The 17,741-nt window shown below is 73.8% G+C and carries 20 protein-coding genes; 11 read left to right on the top strand and 9 right to left on the bottom strand.

Going from position 1 to position 17,741, the window contains the following annotated elements:
• Positions 1–86: 86 nt before the first annotated feature.
• Positions 87–1,025 (bottom strand): GNAT family N-acetyltransferase, encoded by a 939-nt coding sequence (locus tag ACFV6E_RS41530; protein ID WP_385174007.1) that lies wholly within the window; start codon positions 1,023–1,025, stop codon positions 87–89.
• A 183-nt stretch (positions 1,026–1,208) separates the two neighbouring features.
• Between ACFV6E_RS41530 and ACFV6E_RS41525 the strand changes: the two genes are divergently transcribed.
• Genes ACFV6E_RS41525 through ACFV6E_RS41510 form a run of 4 tightly spaced genes read left to right on the top strand, consistent with a single transcriptional unit; the run spans position 1,209 to position 3,894 of the window.
• On the top strand, positions 1,209–2,072 hold the full coding sequence (locus ACFV6E_RS41525) for an SDR family NAD(P)-dependent oxidoreductase (protein ID WP_385468885.1): 864 nt from the start codon (positions 1,209–1,211) through the stop codon (positions 2,070–2,072).
• Between the two features lie 45 nt (positions 2,073–2,117).
• Positions 2,118–2,501, top strand: a complete 384-nt coding sequence (locus tag ACFV6E_RS41520; RefSeq protein WP_385174012.1) for a hypothetical protein — start codon at positions 2,118–2,120, stop codon at positions 2,499–2,501.
• A gap of 11 nt (positions 2,502–2,512) precedes the next feature.
• Positions 2,513–3,580: a polysaccharide pyruvyl transferase family protein gene (locus ACFV6E_RS41515; RefSeq protein ID WP_385468882.1), complete on the top strand. Its 1,068-nt coding sequence runs from the start codon at positions 2,513–2,515 to the stop codon at positions 3,578–3,580.
• 2 nt (positions 3,581–3,582) lie between these two features.
• Positions 3,583–3,894 carry a DUF3040 domain-containing protein gene (locus tag ACFV6E_RS41510; protein WP_385174017.1) on the top strand — a complete coding sequence of 104 codons (312 nt, stop codon included), beginning with the start codon at positions 3,583–3,585 and terminating at the stop codon, positions 3,892–3,894.
• 70 nt (positions 3,895–3,964) lie between these two features.
• Here the strand turns inward: ACFV6E_RS41510 and ACFV6E_RS41505 are convergent, their stop codons facing one another.
• Together ACFV6E_RS41505 and ACFV6E_RS41500 are read right to left on the bottom strand one after the other, a co-directional pair.
• The gene (locus ACFV6E_RS41505) at positions 3,965–4,753 is read right to left on the bottom strand and encodes an SDR family NAD(P)-dependent oxidoreductase (protein ID WP_385468880.1); all 789 of its coding nucleotides are present in this window, start codon (positions 4,751–4,753) and stop codon (positions 3,965–3,967) included.
• 117 nt (positions 4,754–4,870) lie between these two features.
• Entirely contained in the window at positions 4,871–5,290 is a 420-nt protein-coding gene (locus ACFV6E_RS41500; protein WP_385174023.1) for a CBS domain-containing protein, read from the bottom strand.
• A 306-nt stretch (positions 5,291–5,596) separates the two neighbouring features.
• Between ACFV6E_RS41500 and ACFV6E_RS41495 the strand changes: the two genes are divergently transcribed.
• A complete protein-coding gene (locus ACFV6E_RS41495) occupies positions 5,597–5,785 on the top strand; it encodes a DUF2795 domain-containing protein (protein WP_385174026.1) in 189 nt (62 codons plus the stop codon).
• Positions 5,786–5,796: 11 nt separating this feature from the next.
• Entirely contained in the window at positions 5,797–6,108 is a 312-nt protein-coding gene (locus ACFV6E_RS41490) for a hypothetical protein (RefSeq protein ID WP_385468877.1), read from the top strand.
• Between the two features lie 201 nt (positions 6,109–6,309).
• On the opposite strand, the gene ACFV6E_RS41485 is transcribed toward ACFV6E_RS41490, so the two are convergent.
• Positions 6,310–6,759, bottom strand: coding sequence for an SPW repeat protein (locus tag ACFV6E_RS41485; protein WP_385174032.1), 450 nt, complete (start codon positions 6,757–6,759; stop codon positions 6,310–6,312).
• A gap of 209 nt (positions 6,760–6,968) precedes the next feature.
• Positions 6,969–7,457 (bottom strand): DUF5709 domain-containing protein, encoded by a 489-nt coding sequence (locus ACFV6E_RS41480; RefSeq protein ID WP_385174034.1) that lies wholly within the window; start codon positions 7,455–7,457, stop codon positions 6,969–6,971.
• Positions 7,458–7,705: 248 nt separating this feature from the next.
• Between ACFV6E_RS41480 and ACFV6E_RS41475 the strand changes: the two genes are divergently transcribed.
• Positions 7,706–9,184 carry a glycosyltransferase gene (locus tag ACFV6E_RS41475; protein WP_385468874.1) on the top strand — a complete coding sequence of 493 codons (1,479 nt, stop codon included), beginning with the start codon at positions 7,706–7,708 and terminating at the stop codon, positions 9,182–9,184.
• 31 nt (positions 9,185–9,215) lie between these two features.
• On the opposite strand, the gene ACFV6E_RS41470 is transcribed toward ACFV6E_RS41475, so the two are convergent.
• Positions 9,216–9,944: a DUF4142 domain-containing protein gene (locus tag ACFV6E_RS41470; protein WP_385468871.1), complete on the bottom strand. Its 729-nt coding sequence runs from the start codon at positions 9,942–9,944 to the stop codon at positions 9,216–9,218.
• Between the two features lie 254 nt (positions 9,945–10,198).
• Here ACFV6E_RS41470 and ACFV6E_RS41465 point away from each other — a divergent pair, with 254 nt between their 5' ends.
• The gene (locus tag ACFV6E_RS41465) at positions 10,199–10,708 is read left to right on the top strand and encodes a hypothetical protein (protein WP_385174042.1); all 510 of its coding nucleotides are present in this window, start codon (positions 10,199–10,201) and stop codon (positions 10,706–10,708) included.
• Between the two features lie 147 nt (positions 10,709–10,855).
• Positions 10,856–12,250 carry a flotillin family protein gene (locus ACFV6E_RS41460; RefSeq protein WP_385468868.1) on the top strand — a complete coding sequence of 465 codons (1,395 nt, stop codon included), beginning with the start codon at positions 10,856–10,858 and terminating at the stop codon, positions 12,248–12,250.
• A 57-nt stretch (positions 12,251–12,307) separates the two neighbouring features.
• Here the strand turns inward: ACFV6E_RS41460 and ACFV6E_RS41455 are convergent, their stop codons facing one another.
• The 3 genes from ACFV6E_RS41455 to ACFV6E_RS41445 form a co-directional block, all read right to left on the bottom strand.
• The gene (locus tag ACFV6E_RS41455) at positions 12,308–13,396 is read right to left on the bottom strand and encodes a PucR family transcriptional regulator (RefSeq protein WP_385174060.1); all 1,089 of its coding nucleotides are present in this window, start codon (positions 13,394–13,396) and stop codon (positions 12,308–12,310) included.
• A gap of 109 nt (positions 13,397–13,505) precedes the next feature.
• Positions 13,506–14,759 (bottom strand): cation:proton antiporter, encoded by a 1,254-nt coding sequence (locus ACFV6E_RS41450; RefSeq protein WP_385174048.1) that lies wholly within the window; start codon positions 14,757–14,759, stop codon positions 13,506–13,508.
• A 6-nt stretch (positions 14,760–14,765) separates the two neighbouring features.
• The gene (locus ACFV6E_RS41445; RefSeq protein ID WP_385468865.1) at positions 14,766–15,251 is read right to left on the bottom strand and encodes a cation:proton antiporter regulatory subunit; all 486 of its coding nucleotides are present in this window, start codon (positions 15,249–15,251) and stop codon (positions 14,766–14,768) included.
• A 146-nt stretch (positions 15,252–15,397) separates the two neighbouring features.
• On the opposite strand from ACFV6E_RS41445, the gene ACFV6E_RS41440 reads away from it, so the two are divergent.
• Positions 15,398–15,871 (top strand): MarR family winged helix-turn-helix transcriptional regulator, encoded by a 474-nt coding sequence (locus ACFV6E_RS41440; protein ID WP_385468862.1) that lies wholly within the window; start codon positions 15,398–15,400, stop codon positions 15,869–15,871.
• Positions 15,872–15,977: 106 nt separating this feature from the next.
• Positions 15,978–17,567, top strand: a complete 1,590-nt coding sequence (locus tag ACFV6E_RS41435) for an MFS transporter (RefSeq protein WP_385468859.1) — start codon at positions 15,978–15,980, stop codon at positions 17,565–17,567.
• The last annotated feature ends 174 nt before the right edge of the window (positions 17,568–17,741 follow it).

Genomic DNA, 17,741 nt, shown 5'->3' with positions numbered 1-17,741 from the left:
GGCCCGCCCCCCCCCCGGTGCGGGGCGGGGCGGGCGGGCGGCACCACGCACCCCCGGTGCGCTACAGCCCCGCACCCCCGGGTGCGTCACAACCGCGCCGTGAACTCCAGGCGCGAGGCGAAGTTCTCGTACCCCGCCCGCTCGAAGCCCTTGGCCATCGCCAGGTTGGCGGCGTCGCAGTCGCCCCGGATCTCCCCGGCGCCGTTCTCCACGAGGACGCGGGTGCCGCGGGCGACCATGGCGGTGGCGTACCCCTTGCCGCGCTGGGCGGGTGCGACTCCGACGAAACCGATCACGGGGAAGACCGGGTTGCGGGCGGGCAGGCTGATCGCGGCGGCGGTGCCGTCGGGCGTGAACCCGAGCTCCCACCAGCCGGGTTCGTGGTCGTACCCCTCCATGTCCGTGAAGAGCAGCTCCGCGGCGCCGCGCGGCCCGTGGCGGGCGACGTCCGCGGCCAGCCGCAGGTCGGCGGTGTCGGCCAGCAGCTCGGTGAGCAGGCCGACGAACGGGGCGCGCCCCAGCTCCGGCAGCGGACGTAACGTCAGCCGCTCGTCCTGAGTGGGCAGTCCGGCGTCCGGAGCGCGCCGGAAGCGCAGCCCGTCGCGGACCTGCCGGAAGCCGCACCGCCGCAGCAGCGCGGCACGCTCGCGGGGGTGGTCCTGGAACTGGGGCGCCTGTACGGGGGAGTCGAGGGCGTGCCCCAGTTCCGCGACGCCGAGCGAGCGGGCCAGACCGGCCGCCGCCCGCACCAGATCCTCGCCCGTGGCCAGGCCGGGCTCGTCCCACGGGGCGTCGAGCAGTACGAGATCGCGGGGCCGCTCGTCGCCGGGGAACGTCCACAGTACGACGCTGCCGCGGAGCCGGCCGTCGTCGTCCTCGGCGACCAGGCACCACTGCGGCCGGGTGCACTTCTTCGCCAGCATGTCCGCGAGGTAGGCGCCGGCCGCCTCGTCACGCCCGGGGTCGCCGGGGTGCCGGACGAGGCCTGGCAGTTCATCGCCGCGCGCGGCGCGAATGATCGTCATGGTCTTCCCGTCGGGTGGTGGCTGTCGGCGTCACGCGCGAGGCTAACTTCCGGCCGCCGCCGCGGCGTACCGAATAAACGGGCCGTCCGGGCGGACGCCGGCAGGCGGGTACCCGCCGCACGTGGTTACGGTTTCCCGGCAGACGGCGGCCGCGGGTGAGCGGCCGGAAAGGACGACGGACGAGTGAGCACCGCACACGGCACGGAAGACGGCACAGGACACGGCGGGGGAGACGGCGGAAAGGGGCGCGCACGGCGCGGCACGGCCCTGGTGACGGGGGCCTCCTCCGGCATCGGCGCGGCCTACGCCGCGCGGCTGGCCGCACAGGGCTGGGACACCGTGCTCGTGGCCAGAAGGGCGCAGCGGCTGGAGGACCTGGCCGGCCGGCTGCGCGCGGAGACCGGGACGGCGGTCGACGTCGTCGTGGCCGACCTCTCCGACCCGGGCGACCTGGCCCGGGTGGCCGAGCGGGCGGCGGCCGGGGACATCGGGTTCCTGCTCAACAACGCGGGCATCAACGGCTACGGCCCGTTCGCGGAACTGGAGCCGGAGCTGCTGGTGAAGATCCTGAATGTCAACGTGCTCGCGGTCACCGCGCTGACCCGGGCGGTGGTCACGGGCATGCTGGAACGCGGCGGTGGCACGGTGGTCAACGTCGCCTCGCAGCTCGCCTTCGCCGGAAACCTCCCGCCGCACCCGCTGCCCGAGCGCGCGGTGTACGCCGGTACCAAGGGCCTTGTCGTCACCTTCACCCGTACCCTCGCGGCGGAACTGGCGGGCACACCCCTGCGGATCCAGGTGCTGTGCCCGGGGCTGACGGCCACCGAGTTCCACCTCTCGCGCGGCGTAGCCCCGGTGCCGGGGCGCGAGCAGGCGGTGCACGAGGACGGCGGCATGCCCGTGGAGCAGGTGGTCGACGCCTCGCTGGCCGCTCTGGCGGAGGGCCGGGTGGTGTGTGTGCCCGGACTGGCCGACCCCGCCCTCGTCGACGGCCTGTCCGCGGCCGAACTGGCGATCCGCACCTCGGCCGCCCGCCCCCGCGCCTGAGTCCTGTACTCGCATGCACCCCGGCAGGAGGGGTACCGGCAAACCATGATGAAGCACCCCAAAAACCACGAAACATCCGACCGGGCGGCGCAGGGGCGCGGCGAGCAGCGTGAACAGCGCGAGCACGGCGGACGGGACGCCGCGCAGGCGGCACGCCGGGCCGAGGAGGAACGCGCGCGATCGCGGCCGTTCGGCCACCGCGAGCCCGAGCGCCGCTCCGGCGTCCGCGCGACCCGTCACATCTCCCGGGAACAGGCGGACGCCGAGGCGGTGCCCGGCGTCCCGGGCGGCTACGGCACCACGGGCGGCGGCCAGCCCGGCGGCAGCCCCGGCATCGCCCCCGACGAGGAGGGCACGCTCGACCCGTCCGAGTACGCCGACACCATAGGCGGCGAAGGGCCTCCCACCGGCGACGAGGACCGCACCTGACCCGCCGCGCCATGGCCGCCCGAGCGGACGTCGTACCGGAGCGCCTGACCGGCCCGAGCGCGCTGCTGACCGGCCCGAGGACGCTGCTCACCGGCTGGTTCAGCTTCTCCGACGGGGAGGCGACCGCCGGTGACGTGCTCGCACTGCGGCGCGTCCAGGACGTCCTGGACCGGGCCGGGCTCGCCCACGACACCGTGTGGAGCCCCGGTTTCCGGGCGGACGCCCTGCACTTCGAGGACGTGCGGCCGGCGAACTACACCCGGCTGGTCTTCGTCTGCGGGCCGCTGCACGGACCGCAGGTGGCGGACCTGCACCGGCGGTTCGCGCACTGTCTGCGGATCGCCGTCGGCACCTCGGTCGTGGACCCCGGGGCCCCGGCCGTCACCGGCTTCCACCGGGTGCTGCACCGGGACGGACCCGGCCTGGACCCGGTACGCGACCTGTCGGCCCGCGCGCCCGCGGACTCCGTACGCCCCGTTGTCGGCGTCGTCCTCACCCACGGACAGGACGAGTACGGGCCGTACCGGCGGCACGACGAGGTCGCAAGCCTGGTGACCCGCTGGCTCGGCGGCCGGGACTGTGCCCGCGTCGAGCTGGAGACGAGGCTCGACGCGCGGGACTGGCGGCTGTGTGCCACGCCGGCCCAGTTCGACTCCGTGCTGGGCCGGCTCGACCTGGTCGTCACGGACCGGCTGCACGGACTGGTGCTCAGCCTGCGGGCCGGGGTCCCGGCGCTGGCCATCGACCCCGTCGCGGGCGGTGCGAAGGTCACCGCCCAGGCGCACGCCTGCGACTGGCCCGCCCTGGTGCCCGCCGAACGCCTCGACGTACGGCAACTGAAGCGGTGGTGGGACTGGTGCCTGACCTCCGGGCGGGTGACGGCACGGCACAGCCGCGTCCGGTTCGCCGAGGACGGCGTACCGGACAGCGCGGACGCCCTGGTCGAGGCGCTGGCGGAGGAACCGCCCGCGCCGCCCGCCCGGGGCCCCGCCGCCCCACCGCCCGGCGGCGCGCCGCGGTTGGGCGGGGATCCGCCGGGCACCCGGGAACCGTTCCCCCTTCGGCCCCGGGAGGAGTGACCGTGACCACCAGCAGACTCCCCGATCACGAGCAGCGGATACTCGACGAGATGGAGCGGGTCCTGCGCCGGGACCGCCGGCTGGACCGCCGGCTGCGCACCCTCAGGCCCGGATGGCGGCCGGACCTCTCCCGCGTGGCGTCGTACGAACCGCGCCTGTCGTCCGTCGCCCTCCTGCTCGCAGTCTCCGTCACCCTCCTGGTCGTCGGCCTCGCGACGTCCGACGTGGGGGCGATCTGGGCCTTCGCGGCGGTGTGGCCGTTCGCGCTGTTCGGCGTGGTACGGCTGCTGTGCTGCCGGTGGCCGGGGGCTTGAAGGGGCGCGGACGGGCCCCTCTACGCGGGTGAGGTCACGTACGCGAGCGGAGTCACGTACGCGGGCGGGGTCACGTACGCAAGTGGGACGCGCCGTTGAGGTCCACGACGGTTCCGGACGCCCAGACCGCGGCGGGGGACGCCAGGAAGTGCACGGTGGCGGCGATCTCCTCCGGGGTGCCGACCCGGCCGAACGGGCTCTCCGCCCGCAGCCGTTCGCCCTCAGGGGCGGACAGCTTCGCCGCCTGCCGCTCGGTGGCCACGAACCCGGGGGCGACGGAGGTGACCGCGATGCCGTGCGGGGCCAGCGCCACCGCCAGCGACTGGCCGAGCGCGTGCAGCGCGGCCTTGGTCGTGCCGTAGGCCGGGAAGTCGGGTTCGCCGCGGAACGCGCCGCGTGAGCCGACGTTCACGATCGCGCCGGGGGCCCCGCGGTCGATGAGGTGCCGGGCGACGGCCCAGCTCAGGTCGGCCGCGCCGAGCAGATTGACCTCGACCATGCGCCGCCAGACCCGCTGCCAGTCCGCCAGCGGGGTGTCCGCGACCGGGTGCCGGTTCTCCGCCGTGGGTGCCACGGCGGCGTTGTTCACCAGGACGTCCACCGTGCCGAGGGCGGCGACCGCCTCGGCCGCCACCCGCTCGGCCGCGCCGGGCTCGCCCAGATCGGCCCGGAGCAGTGCGTGTCCCTCGCCCGGGAGCCGCCGCACGGTCTCCTCGGCGTCCGCGCGGCGCCCGGCGTACTGCACGGCGACCCGGTCGCCGCCGCGGGCGAAGGCCAGCGCGACGGCCCGGCCGATACCGCGTGAGCCGCCGGTGACCAGGACGCCCCTCGGCGGACCGGCGGTGGTCTCCTGGGACATGCGCGTTCCTCTCCGGCCGACCCGCCGGCCGGAACGGGCTGCCCACGTCGGTGTCTCGGGGTGACGGCCGGAGACGGACGCTACAGGAGGGCCGGCCGGGTCCCGGGAGCGGGCGGTTCAGAGACCGGCTTCGCCGAACGGGAGGCCGCCCACGGCGGGGGCCGGTTCACGGCCGTCGTCGAGGTCGTCCAGCGCGATGATGCCGACCGGCCTGCCGTTGTCGATGACGGGGAGGCGGCGCAGTTCCTTGGCCCGCATCAGCAGCAGCGCGCGGTCGACGTCGTCCTCGGGGGCGACCGAGGTCAGCTCGGTGCCGCAGGCCTCCGCCACGGTACGGGCGGACACGTCCCCGCCGGCGGCCAGGATGCGCACGGTCAGGTCCCGGTCGGTCACCAGCCCCCGCAGCCGTCCGTCGTCGGTCACCAGCACGGCGGCGACGCGCTCGTCCCGCATCAGGACGGCGACCCGGTGCGCCGGGGTGTCCGGGCCCACCGAGAAGGGGTTCACGGTCATGACGTCACGCACTTGCCGGGCCATGTGTTCTCCTCTGTGTCGCTTCCACCGAAGGCACTTCCTCACCGAAGGCACACCGCGCACGGACGGACCCCGCAGGCTCGTCACGAGCGGATACCACCCCCTCCGGTGCCGTTACGCCCGCCGCCCGGCTCTTCACCCACTCGGCGGGGCGCCCCGCAAAAGCGTCCGGGGCCCATGGGCGCGGTGCGGGAAGCGGAGCCGCCCGCCGGACAGCGGCACCGCCGGGCCCCGTCGGCGTGCGACGGGCGCGGCCCCGCGTGATGCTGGGGCCGATCACCCCATCCCCCGACCGACAGGGAGACGGCCATGGCCGACCTCAACCCCATCGACGTGCAGAAGGCGCTCAAGGGCGCCGGTTACCCCAGCAGCCGTGACGACCTGGTCGAAGTGGCCAAGAAGAACGGCGCGGGCGAGGACCTCGTGGACAAGCTGTCCCACTCCGGCACGGACCGCTTCGACGGGCCCAACGACGTACAGAAGGCGCTCTTCGACTAGGGCGGGGTGCCATGACCGACGACGCTGGGGCGGCCCCCGGCCGGGACGGCGACCGGCGGGTCGTGGACCGGCTGGTCCCGGTGTGGCTGGCCGAGGCGGCGGAGCACGAGCCCCGGGCGGCGCGGAAGACCGGCGACGACTGGGAACACGGACGGCTTACTCCGGACGCCGCCGGGGAGCTCGCGGACTGGGTCACGGCGCGGGTCACCGACACCGGCTTCAACGAGGACGAGGGGCCCGTCAGGGACGGTCCTGCCCGGGTGACGGTGGCCGACAAAGAGGCCGTGCACCGGTGGCTGGCCGCTCAGGGCCATGACGTCTGAGCCCCGACGGCGAGCGAGGAGCCGCGGATCCGCGGTGCGCCGGATGCCGACCGACGGCGTACCGGCCGGCCGGCTGTCCGGCGCACCGCTGGATCGCGCGGCGGCTGCGCGGGCGGGAGGGGGAGCGGGCCCGCGGACCGCTCAGTACGGGTGCACGTCCGTCCGGCGTGCGAGCACCGTCCGGTGCAGGAGCACCCTCACTCAGTACTCGACCGGTGTGCCGCGCTGCCGGGTGGAGGACTTGTCCGATCCGGCGGCGGCGCTGGCGGCCAGCGCCAGCGCGGTGGCGATGACACCGACGACGACGTTGTTCCACACGGTCTTGGTGGTGCTGACGTCACCGGCGATGACCCACGGCGCGACGATCGTCCACACACCCAGGGCGCACGCGGCCCACGCCATGCTGTGCGTGCGTTCGTAGGCCCTGCCGAAGCCGCCGCTCATCAGGATCGCGTAGGCGATACCGACGATCACGTTGTTCACGGCGAGCGTCGAGAGGTTGTTGAACCCGGTGATCCAGGGCGAGGCCGCCAGATAGATGCCCGTCAGGAACGCCAGGGTCTCCACGGCCTGGGCCCGCGGCGTACTCGCCGCGCGCTCGGCCATCTCATGGCGGTGGCGCATGTCGATGATGTCGGGATGGGTTTCCATGACCGACCCGCGAGAGGTTGTCACTTCCATCACCTCCGGAAACTCCTGCTCGTAGTGTGTGGCCGCGGCCCGAGTACCCACACCGGAGCGGCAAACCAACATGAACCGGCCTTCCTCGGGTTCCGGCTGCCGGTTCGCCCCGCGCCACGGGGGTCGTCCGGCCTCGCGTCCCGTCCCCCGAGCGGCCCCGCGCCCCGCCGCCGGGCGGCTCAGTCGCCGCGCTCCGGCGCCGGCGGCAGCTCCTCGTCCGGTACGACGTGCACCGCGGCCTCCTCGGCACCCGCCGCACCGCCGTCGATGCCCTCGTCGGAGGCGACGACCTCCTTGGTCGTGTCGGAGCGGACGCCCTCGTCGGGGGCGACCAGCCGGCCCGCGCGGTCCGCGCCCGACTCGGCGTCGACCGGTTCGCCCTCGCCACCGGGCAGATCGCCGACGCCGTCACCGGCGGGCGGCTCCTGGTCGGGCACCTCCTGGCGCAGCCGCTCGTCGAGCGTCTCGCCCTCGTGCTGCTCCTCGGCCGTGGTGCCGGTCTTCTCGACGCCCAGCGGCTTCTCGGGCGGGGAGTAGCCCTCGTCGAGCATGTCGTCGTAGGTGCGCTCGTCCACCGCGTCCTGGAGGTCGAGCGGCGCGGCGTCCTCCTGCTCCTCGTTGCTGCCCGTCGGCTGGTAGGCGTCGTCCGCCATGCTGTCGTCGCTCATGACTACCTCGTGCTCCGGTGGCCTGGATGTGCTGTACGTGCCGGGGCGGGCGTGGTCACGGCCGCCCCGGACTATCGCAGTGCCCGTGATCCATCCCGTGAAACGCGGGCGCGTAACCACCCCGGTGCGGTCCGTGTGCCACCACTTGTGCGCTTTCCGCCTTGATGTCCGACCGCGTGTGTTCTGTGTGCCGATGTCTGGGAAACCGGAGACGGACGCACCGTATGCACCGGAAAGGCGGTTCTTCGATGACGCAGACGACGCAACTCGATGTACCGTCGCGCGGCGCGAGCACCGCGCACCCACTGCCGGAGGTGGCGATCCCCCCGGCCGTCCCCTCCCTGCTGCGCGACACCATCGGCGGCGAGCGGTCCGCCGGACTGGACTCGGCGCACCGCGCGCTGCGGGACCGGCTGGGCTCCCGCGGCATCGTCCACGTCAATTCCACCGATACGGGCGGTGGCGTCGCCGAGATGCTGCACCGCGTGCTGCGCTACTCGCGCGGCGCGGGCCTCGACACCCGCTGGTTCACCATCGAGGGGGACCCGGGCTTCTTCGCCCTCACCAAACGGCTGCACCACCTGCTGCACGGCCACGACGCGCCGGGTCCGGCGCTCGGCCCGGCCGCCGTCGCCGCGTACCGGGCGGCCGGCGAGCGCAACGCGCGGGCCCTGCTGCGCTCCGTGCGCCCCGGCGACCTCGTGACCCTGCACGATCCCCAGGTGGCCGGGATGACCCTGCCGCTGCGGCGGGCCGGCGTCCGCGTGGTGTGGCGGTGCCACATCGGAACCGACACCGACAACCAGTACACGGCCCGGGCCTGGGCGTTCCTGGCGCCCTTCCTGGAGACGGCGGACGCGTACGTGTTCTCCCGGGCGCAGTACGTGCCCCGCCTGCTCGGCGGGCGGCACGTCGCCGTCATCCAGCCGTCCATCGACCCGCTCTCGGCGAAGAACCGGCCGCTGGACGCGGACACGGCCGCGGCGATCGCCGGCCGCATCGGCCTGGGCGAGCCGCCCGCCGGGGACCGGCCGGCCGTCTACCGCCGCGGCGACGGCTCCCCGGCCGCCGTACGGCGCCGCCCGGACGCCCTGTTCAGCGTGGCGCCGCCGCCGGACGGGGCGCCCCTCGTCGTGCAGATCTCCCGTTGGGACCCGCTCAAGGACATGGCCGGGGTGATGGCCTCCTTCGCGGACGGCGGGCACGCGCTCGGCGGCGCCCATCTGGCGCTGGTGGGCCCGGACGTGAGCCGGGTGAGCGACGATCCCGAGGGCGGCCGGGTCTTCGCGAACTGCGTCGAGTACTGGCGTGGGCTGCCCCTGCGGATCCGCTCCCGGATCCATCTCGCCTGTCTGCCGATGGCGGACGCCGAGGAGAACGCGGTGATGGTGAACGCCCTCCAGCGGCGGGCCGCCGTGGTCGCCCAGAAGAGCCTGGCGGAGGGGTTCGGGCTGACCGTCACCGAGGCCATGTGGAAGGGCCGGCCGGTGGTGGCCAGCGCCGTCGGCGGCATCCGCGACCAGATCCACGACGGCGTGCACGGACTGCTGGTCGACGACCCCACCGACGGCGCGGCCTTCGCGGCCCGCACCGCCGGCTTGGTCCACGATCCAAAACGCGCCGTCTCGCTCGGCGCGGGCGCCCGCGAGCGCGCCCGGGAGCACTTCCTGGACGACCGGCAGTTGCGGCAGCAGGCCGCCCTCTACGGGACCCTCGCGGCGGAATGACCCCCCCCGGGTGCCCGGTATCCGGCCGCGGTCAGCCCGTGGTCGGGGTGGGGGACGGGCTGGCCAGCGCGGGCGGCACGGTCAGCGCGACGACGGGGGTGCCCGGCGCGGGCGCGGGCGGTGTCATCTGGTCGGCGGGCAGCTTCGGCGCGGTGGACTGCTGGAAGTTGACCGTGTCGAAGTTCACCGAACCGGTCTTCTCCAGGACCGTGATGTGGTCGAGGACCGTGTCGTTGGCCTGGTCGGCCAGCGACCGCACCAGCGTGTTCTCCGTGGTGGCGCGGATCTTGGCGACGGTCGAGAAGATCTGGCCGTGCGTCACCCGCAGGATGTTGGCCATGTCGCTGTCGAACTGCTTCCCGGTGTCCGCGTCCAGGGTCGCCACGAAACCCTGCTGCTGCGGCGACGCCTGGTTGGGCAGCGTGATGCCCAGCTCCGGGGCGATCTTGCGGCAGGTGGCGTCCAGGCCGGCGTGCCCGGTGATCAGGTGCTCGCCCGCCGTCTTCGCCGCCTTGGTCGTGCCCTTCTTGAGGGCCAGCTGTCCCACGGGGTACTCCCACAGCCCCGCCGCGCGCACCTTGACGACGAAGTCGCGGTCGGCCTCGGTGAGCGGCCCGTACCGGGTGTTGGCGATGACCCGCGACTGATCGCTCGAGGTGTTCTGCACTCCGAGCATGGCCGGGTAGGCGAGGCTGGCGAGGGTCAGCACCAGGGCCCCGCCCACGAAGACGGTCCCCAGTACGTTCCGGGACATGCGCATGGTTCCTCCTGACGCGGCACGGTCCGTTGCCCGGGTAGTACGGACGGGACGGGGCCGATGATCACCCCAGCGGGTAAAAATTGCCCCATGTCGTGTGGCCTGTGCCACACATCACGGCCGTGACGGCCGCCGTCGTCATGCGGCATGAAAACCGGGTGAAGACTGCCGGGAACCGGCAGTGAACCGGGTCGCCGTCATATGTCAGGATCCTTTCAAGCCGGAGATCGGCGAAGGGCGGGAGGGGGACGGCACGCATGGCCTGGTTGCTCGGGCTGGGCATCACGGGGGTCGTGCTGCTCGCTCTCTCGCTGGTCTTCGACGGGGTGTTGGAGGGCGTCCTGGACGGGGCGCTCGGAGGCATCCTCGACGGGTGGCTGTCGCTGCCGGTCGTCGCCGGATTCCTGGCGATGACCGGCTTCGGCGGCGTCATCGCCCAGGCGGCCGCGGGTACGGGGCCCGCGGCGAGCGCCGGGATCGGCGCGCTCGGCGGGGTGGCCGCGGCCTGGGCGACGTACCGCTTCAGCAGGGCCCTGATGCAGGACCGCACCGCTGCCGTGCCCACCCGGGACGACGTGGTGGGGCTGGCCGGCAGCGTGGTCACCGCCATCCCGGCGGACGGTTACGGCGAGGTGCTGCTCCGGCTCGCGGGCCAGCCGGTCAAGCTCGCCGCGCGCGCGGCCGTCCCGGTGGCCCGCGGCACCGAGGTGTGGGTGGCGGAGTCGCCCTCCGCGACCTCCGTCGTGGTGCGCCCGGTCGAACGCTGACCGGCCGGGAGGGCTTGACGCGGGCCCCGGGCCCGCTCCTGCCGACGGGACGCCCCGAGGTCCCGTCACGGGTCCCGCGGCCCGCCTTCGATCTCTGTTCCTGACCGGGTCGTGCCGACCGGTTTCTACGTACATGGGGGAACTCGCATGAGTCCTGTCCTCGTCGCCGTGCTGGGAGTCGTCGTACTCCTCGTCCTGCTGGCCCTGGTCGTGGTCACCCGCTACAAGGTGGCGGGCCCGAGCGAGGCGTTCATCGTCACCGGGCGGCGCGGCAAGAAGGCCACCGACCCGGAGACGGGCCGGGTGTTCACCGACAACAGCGGCCAGAAGGTGGTTGTCGGCGGCGGTGTCTTCGTCGTGCCGTTCGTGCAGCAGAAGTTCACCCTCGACCTGTCCTCGCGGCACATCCCGGTCGCCGTGCGCGGCGCGGTGACCCTGCGCGGGGTCAAGGCCCACCTGGAAGGTGTCGCCATCGTCAAGGTCGGCGGCACCGAGGACTCGATCCGCGCCGCGGCCCAGCGGTTCCTGATGCAGCAGGACGGCATCGTCGGCTTCACCCAGGAGGTACTGTCCGGAGCGCTGCGCGCCATCGTCGGCCGGATGTCGGTGGAGGACATCATCCGCGACCGCGCCGCGTTCGCGGGACAGGTCGCCGAGGAGGCCGAGGCCAGCCTCTCCGGGCAGGGCCTCGTGCTCGACGCCTTCCAGATCCAGGACATCACCACCGAGGGCTCCTACCTCGAGGACCTCGGCCGGCCCGAGGCCGCCCGGGCCCGGCAGGAGGCCGACATCGCCGAGGCCGAGGCCCGGCGCGCCGCCGAACAGGCCCGGCTGAAGGCCGAGGAGGAGATCGCGGTCGCCCAGCGGACCTTCGCGCTGCGGCAGGCGGAGATCAAGGCGGAGACCGACGAGGCCGCGGCGCGCGCGGCGGCCGCGGGCCCGCTGGCGGAGGCCGCCCGGCGCCAGGACGTGCTGTCCGAGCAGGAGAAGGTGGCCGAGCGGCAGGCCGCGCTGACCGACCGCGAACTGGACACCAAGGTCCGCAAGCCCGCCGACGCGGCCCGCTACCAGGCCGAGCAGGAGGCCGAGGCCCGGCGGATCGCGCTGGTCAAGGAGGCCGAGGCGGACGCGGACCGGGCCCGGCTCACCGGCGAGGGCGAGAAGGCGCGGCGCGCGGCGCTCGCCGAGGCGGAGGCGATGCGCAAGAAGGCCGACGCCTTCGCGCAGTACGGCGACGCAGCGCGGCTCCAGATGCTCGTCGAGGTGCTGCCGCAGGTCGTCGGCAAGGCGTCCGAACCGCTCAGCGCGATCGACAAGCTGACCGTCATCTCCACCGACGGTGCCGGACGGCTCCCGCGCGCCGTCGCCGACAACGTCGCCCAGGGCCTGGAACTCCTCGGCTCCACCACCGGCGTCGACCTCGCCGGGATCCTCAAGAACCTCACCGGCCAGAACCCCGGCAACACCACCGGCGAGCGGCCCGCCCCGGCACCGGCCCCGGCTCCGGCGTCGGACAACGGAAAGGTCGAGATCACCGGCTGACGCCCACCGCCCGCGGGGCCGGCGATCCGTCGGCCCCGCGGGCGTTCCGCGGAAACGTCACAGCTCCTGCGCGGGCCAGTCCAGCAGCCGTGCCCCGATGACGGCCGTCTGGAGCGTGTAACGGTGCAGCGGATCCGCCGGGTTGGCGCCCGTGAGCTGGTGTATCCGTTCGAGCCGGTAGGTCAGGGCCCGCACGCTCAGCGCCAGCCGGCGGGCCGCCCCGGCCGCCGAGCAGCCCGTCTCGAAGTACGTCTCCAGCGTTCTCAGCAGCGGTTCCGCGCCGCCCCTGGCCTGCCGCAGCGGGCTCAGCGCGCTCAGCACCAGATCCGCCAGGGCCTGCCGGTCACGTGCCAGGACGGGATAGACCAGCAGGTCCGCGGCGTGCACCACGGACCCCTCGAGCTCCAGCCGGTCCGCCAGGTCGAGCGTGCTCAGCGCCTCCTCGTAGGAGTGCACCACCCCGCCGGGCCCAGGCTGGGCCCGGCCGACGGCGACCCTGCTGCCGTCCGCCGCCGCGCACGCCTGCTGCGCGAAGTAGCCGAGCACCTCGTCGTGGTCGCCCGGCGCGATACAGATGAGCTGCCCGTTCTTCGTCGTCAGCAGCACGTTCCGCTCGCCGAAGCGCGCGTTCAGGGCGGCCTCGACACGACGGGTCAGCGGATCGGTGTCGGCGTACGCGGTCGGCGCCCCGGCCACCGCGACCGCGTGCGAACCGGACAGCACCAGACCGAAGCGCTCCGCCCGTTCGGCGAGCCGCCCGAGGTCGCTGCGTCCGTACAGCAGGTCGTCGATGAACTCCCGGCGCGCGGCCTCCTCCTGCCGTACGGCCAGGCGCTGTGCCCGCTCGTACCCCTCGGTGAAGGCGTCGACGGCCAGCTCGACGGCGAACAGGACGCTGTCCGCCGTCCCCGGCGTCCCGGGCCAGGACAGCCGGGTCTCCTCCAGGTGCCGCCGGACGAGGTCGCGCAGATCGCGGCCGTCGTCCGCGGCACGCTCGCCGAGGGCCCGCCGCGCGTCCAGTTCGGCCCGGGTGGGGCGGCGGCCGGTCGCGGAGACCTCGGCCAGTATGCGCGCGTAGCCCAGCAAGTAGTCCTGCTCAGGTTCCGGTTCCCGCTCCGCCACGTGCTCCCCGCCCTCTTCTGGCACCGATCCCCGCCCCGGCCGGTCGACCGGGACGGGGAAGAGAAAAATACTCAATGCTCCCGAGTCACCTGCACCGTCCCCCCTGCTTACCGGCGGGGACGGCGCCCGGTGCTCATGATCCGCCGGTGCCGCCCGGGGTGGCCGCCGCCTCCGACGCGGCCTCCAGGTCGGGCTCCGCCTCCGGTGCCGGTCGCGCGGCCGGTGCCTTGCGCAGGCCGGTCAGCCGGGAGGCCAGCGGCTCGGTGTAGCGGGCGGTCAGCGGTCCGAGGATGACCAGGATCAGCACGTACGCCGTGGCCAGCGGGCCGAGGGACGGCTCGATGCCGGCCGTGACGGCGAGTCCGGCGATGACGACGGAGAACTCGCCGCGGGCGACGAGCGTGCCGCCCGCCCGCCAGCGGCCCTTGGCGGAGACACCCGCGCGGCGGGCCGCCCAGTAGCCGGTGGCGATCTTGGTCAGCGCGGTGACGACGGCCAGCGCGAGCGCGGGCAGCAGCACCGGCGGGATGCTCGCCGGGTCGGTGTGCAGACCGAAGAAGACGAAGAACACCCCGGCGAACAGGTCGCGCAGCGGCGCCAGCAGGTTGTGCGCGCCCTCGGCGGCCTCCCCGGACAGCGCGATGCCGACCAGGAACGCGCCCACGGCCGCGGAGACCTGGAGCTGCTGCGCGAGTCCGGCCACCGCGAGGGTGAGACCGAGGACGACCAGCAGCAGCTTCTCCGGGTCGTCGCTGGAGACGAAGCGGGAGATGTGGCGGCCGAACCGCACGGCGATCAGCAGCACGAGCGAGGCCGCGCCGAGCGCGATGACGATGGTGATGCTGCCCGAGACCAGACCGGCGCCCGCGAGCAGCGCCGTGATGATCGGCAGGTACACGGCCATGGACAGGTCCTCGAGGACCAGGATGCTCAGGATGACCGGGGTCTCGCGGTTGCCGAGCCGGCCCAGGTCACCGAGGACCTTGGCGATGACGCCCGACGACGAGATCCAGGTGACGCCCGCCAGCACCACGGCGGCCACCGGGCCCCAGCCGAGCAGCAGCGCCATCGCGGCGCCCGGCAGGGCGTTGAGCACCGCGTCGACGATCCCCGCCCGGTACTGGGTCTTGAGGTTGGAGACCAGGTCGCTCGCGGTGTATTCGAGGCCGAGCATCAACAGCAGCAGGACGACGCCGATCTCGGCGCCGATGGCGACGAAGTCCTCACTGGCGCCCAGCGGCAGCAGCCCGCCCTCGCCGAAGGCGAGACCGGCCAGCAGGTACAGGGGGATGGGCGAGAACTGGAAGCGCCCGGCGAAGCGCCCGAGGAGACCGAGGCCGAGGATGATGGCGCCGAATTCGATGAGGAAGACCGCGGAGGAGTGCAAAGTCGATCACTCCCGTCCGAGTATGGTGGCGGCCGCCTCCACGCCCTCGCGGGTGCCGATCACGATGAGCGTGTCACCCCCGGCGAGCCGGAAGGCGGGCGTGGGGGAGGGGATCGCCTCGGCCCGGCGCAGTACGGCCACGATGGAGGTGCCCGTCTCGGTGCGCAGCCGGGTCTCGCCCAGCACCCGCCCGTTCCAGTACGACACGGCCGACAGCTCGAACCGCTCGGCGACCAGGCCGAGCTCGGTCGTCGACAGCAGGTTGGGCCGGTGCTCCGAGGACATCAGGGCGTCGACGAGGGCGCCCGACTCGCCCGGGTTGAGCCGCATGGACAGGGCGCAGGCGTCGGGGTCGTCCTCCCGGTAGGCGCTCAGCGTCCGCGCCCCGTCCTTGTGCGCGACCACGGACAGGCGGCGCTGCTCCCGCGTGGTCAGGTCGTACCGCACACCGATTCCCGGCAGCGGTGTGCTGCTCAGTCGTGGAGCACCCATGGCTGTCCCCTGTCTGCTTGATCATGCGTTGTCTAAAGACACTCTAAAAGACCGGGGCGAGGTATCCCTAAAAATTCGAGGTCAAAGGCCATGCTTGCGACCGCCTGCAATTGACATGGCTATGAGTGGATACCTATTCTCGACGGGTGTCCGACTCCAGCGCTTCCCACCGGGAACTCGACCGCGTGGCCGCCGAGCTCGCGGCCTGTCTCCCCGCGCTGCACCGGGCCCTCGACCGGCGGGTGGCCGGTGACTATCCCCACCCGAAGCCGCCCGAGGCGCAGCTCGCGCTGCTGCGGTTCGTCTCCCGGCAGGAGGGCGCCACGGTCCGCGAGGCCGCGGGCGCGCTGCTGATGAAGCCCAACAACGTCAGTGCCCTGGTCTCCCAGATGACCGGACAGGGGCTCCTGGAACGCCGGCCCGACCGCGCCGACAAGCGGGTCGCCCATCTGCACACCACGGCCACGGCCCGCCGCCGGCTCGCCGAGGTCCGCCGGCTCGAGACCGGCTTCCTGCGCGAGGCCCTCCAGTCCCTCACCGACGGCGAGATGGACGCCCTCGGCTCCGTCACGGGCGCGCTCACGTCACTGACCCGCGCGCTCCGCCCCACGGATCACTGACACTCCAGAACGGGAACACGCCCTCCGGCAGCGGAGGGCGCGGTCGCCGTGGGCGGACACCGGACACCTCTTCCTCCGCACCCGAATGATCGGACAAGGCCCTCCCATGCCGTCCACCTCCGTGGATCAGTTCCCCCTGCCCGCACGCACCGAGGCACCGCCGAAGGCGGCGGGCCGGCGGTCCAACGCCTGGCTCACCCTGTGCGCCGTCGCCTTCGGCCTCTTCATGGTCCAGCTCGACGCGTCCGTCGTCGCCATCGCCAACCCCGAGATCGGCCGCGAACTGAACGCGTCCACCGCCGAGTTGCAGTGGGTGACCAACGCCTATCTGCTCGCCCTCGCGGCCAGCCTCATCCTCGGCGGCAAGCTCGGCGACCGGTTCGGGCGCCGCACCTACTACCTCACCGGAGTCGTCGGGTTCACCCTCGCCTCGGTGGCCATCGGCCTGTCCGGGTCCATCACCGGCGTCGTCGCCTTCCGGGCCCTCCAGGGCTTCTTCGGCGGCCTGCTGATGCCCAACACCCTCGGCCTGCTCCGCGCCGTGTTCCCGCCGCGGAAGTTCGGCATGGCCGTCGGCATCTGGGCGATGGTCTCGGCCGTGTCGACGGCGCTCGGCCCCATCGTCGGCGGCCTGCTCGTCGAGAACGTGAGCTGGGAGTCCGTCTTCTACGTCAACGCGCCCATCGGCGTCGTCGCCCTCGTCTTCAGCGCGTTCGTCCTGCCCGAGAGCAGGAACTCCACCGGACGGCACCGCTTCGACCTCCCCGGCGTCGTCCTGCTCGCCCTCGGCCTGCTCGGCGTGGTCTTCGGCGTCGTCAAGGGCGAGACCTGGGACTGGGCCTCGGCCGGCACCTGGAGCGCCATCGGCGCGGGCCTCGCCGTCCTGCTCGTCTTCGGGCGGTACGAGACGCGCGTCGAGCACCCGCTGCTCCCGATGCGGCTGTTCCGCAACCGGGCGCTGGCCACCGGCGCCGTCATCACCGCGCTGAACTTCTTCGTGATGCTCGGCGTGATCTTCTTCGTCATGCTCTACCTGCAGAACGTACGCGGCCTCTCGCCCGTCGAGGCCGGCGTCCGCACCCTGCCGCTGAGCCTGGCCTCCCTCGTCGCCTCCCCGCTCGGCGCCGCACTGACCCAGCGCTTCGGCGCCCGCCTCACGATGCCGCTCGGCATGGTGCTCCAGGCCGCCGCCTGCTTCGGCATGCTCACCTGGCGGACCGACTCCTCCTACGCCACGATGTGGCCGCCGTTCATCGCCCTCGGCCTGGGCGTCGGCATGGTGCTGGCCGCCTCCTCCGACGCGATCGTGGGCAACGCGCCGGTCGAGGACGGCGGGGTGGCCGGCGGCCTCCAGGCCACGATGCTCCAGATCGGCGGCGCGCTGGGCACGTCCGTGCTGGTCTCCCTGATCAGCGGCCGGGTCGACGCGACCCTCCGTACGGAGCTGACCGGCGCCGGGGTCCCCGCGGCCGTGGCCGACCGGCTCGAGGGCGCGAAGGACGCGGTGGCGATGGGTGTCTCCCCGGTGTCCGGCGACATGTCCGCGCAGCTCAGGGCCGCGATCGTCAACGGGAGCGGGGAGGCGTTCCTGAACGGGGTGCATGTCGCGGTGGTGGTCACCGGGGTGCTGTGCGTTGTCGGTGCGGTGCTTGCCGCCGGGGGCGTCCGGCCGGGTCGCGACGGGGCCGCGGGCTGAGGTCGCGGTCCCGCCCCGACCGTCGCCGCGGGGGCGGAACCGTTCACCCCTTGGGCACGCGGTCGTCCGTCGCGCCGTCGTGGCCGGGCGCGCCGTTCCCCGCGCCCCCGAGGAGCGCCCCCGCGGGGACGCTCCTCGTCGGTCGCGTGGGGGTGGGTCAGCCGGGTACCCGGC

The organism is Streptomyces sp. NPDC059785 (genome assembly GCF_042732375.1).
In the GTDB taxonomy this organism is placed as follows: Bacteria; Actinomycetota; Actinomycetes; order Streptomycetales; family Streptomycetaceae; genus Streptomyces.
This window is presented reverse-complemented; position numbering and strand designations above follow the sequence as displayed.

Coding starts and splice junctions, on each gene's coding strand:
- ACFV6E_RS41530 (WP_385174007.1), bottom strand. CDS start 1,025: ATGACGATCATTCGCGCCGCGCGCGGCGATGAACTGCCAGGCCTCGTC.
- ACFV6E_RS41520 (WP_385174012.1), top strand. CDS start 2,118: ATGATGAAGCACCCCAAAAACCACGAAACATCCGACCGGGCGGCGCAG.
- ACFV6E_RS41515 (WP_385468882.1), top strand. CDS start 2,513: ATGGCCGCCCGAGCGGACGTCGTACCGGAGCGCCTGACCGGCCCGAGC.
- ACFV6E_RS41505 (WP_385468880.1), bottom strand. CDS start 4,753: ATGTCCCAGGAGACCACCGCCGGTCCGCCGAGGGGCGTCCTGGTCACC.
- ACFV6E_RS41500 (WP_385174023.1), bottom strand. CDS start 5,290: ATGGCCCGGCAAGTGCGTGACGTCATGACCGTGAACCCCTTCTCGGTG.
- ACFV6E_RS41495 (WP_385174026.1), top strand. CDS start 5,597: ATGGCCGACCTCAACCCCATCGACGTGCAGAAGGCGCTCAAGGGCGCC.
- ACFV6E_RS41490 (WP_385468877.1), top strand. CDS start 5,797: ATGACCGACGACGCTGGGGCGGCCCCCGGCCGGGACGGCGACCGGCGG.
- ACFV6E_RS41485 (WP_385174032.1), bottom strand. CDS start 6,759: ATGGAAACCCATCCCGACATCATCGACATGCGCCACCGCCATGAGATG.
- ACFV6E_RS41480 (WP_385174034.1), bottom strand. CDS start 7,457: ATGAGCGACGACAGCATGGCGGACGACGCCTACCAGCCGACGGGCAGC.
- ACFV6E_RS41475 (WP_385468874.1), top strand. CDS start 7,706: ATGACGCAGACGACGCAACTCGATGTACCGTCGCGCGGCGCGAGCACC.
- ACFV6E_RS41470 (WP_385468871.1), bottom strand. CDS start 9,944: ATGCGCATGTCCCGGAACGTACTGGGGACCGTCTTCGTGGGCGGGGCC.
- ACFV6E_RS41465 (WP_385174042.1), top strand. CDS start 10,199: ATGGCCTGGTTGCTCGGGCTGGGCATCACGGGGGTCGTGCTGCTCGCT.
- ACFV6E_RS41460 (WP_385468868.1), top strand. CDS start 10,856: ATGAGTCCTGTCCTCGTCGCCGTGCTGGGAGTCGTCGTACTCCTCGTC.
- ACFV6E_RS41445 (WP_385468865.1), bottom strand. CDS start 15,251: ATGGGTGCTCCACGACTGAGCAGCACACCGCTGCCGGGAATCGGTGTG.
- ACFV6E_RS41435 (WP_385468859.1), top strand. CDS start 15,978: ATGCCGTCCACCTCCGTGGATCAGTTCCCCCTGCCCGCACGCACCGAG.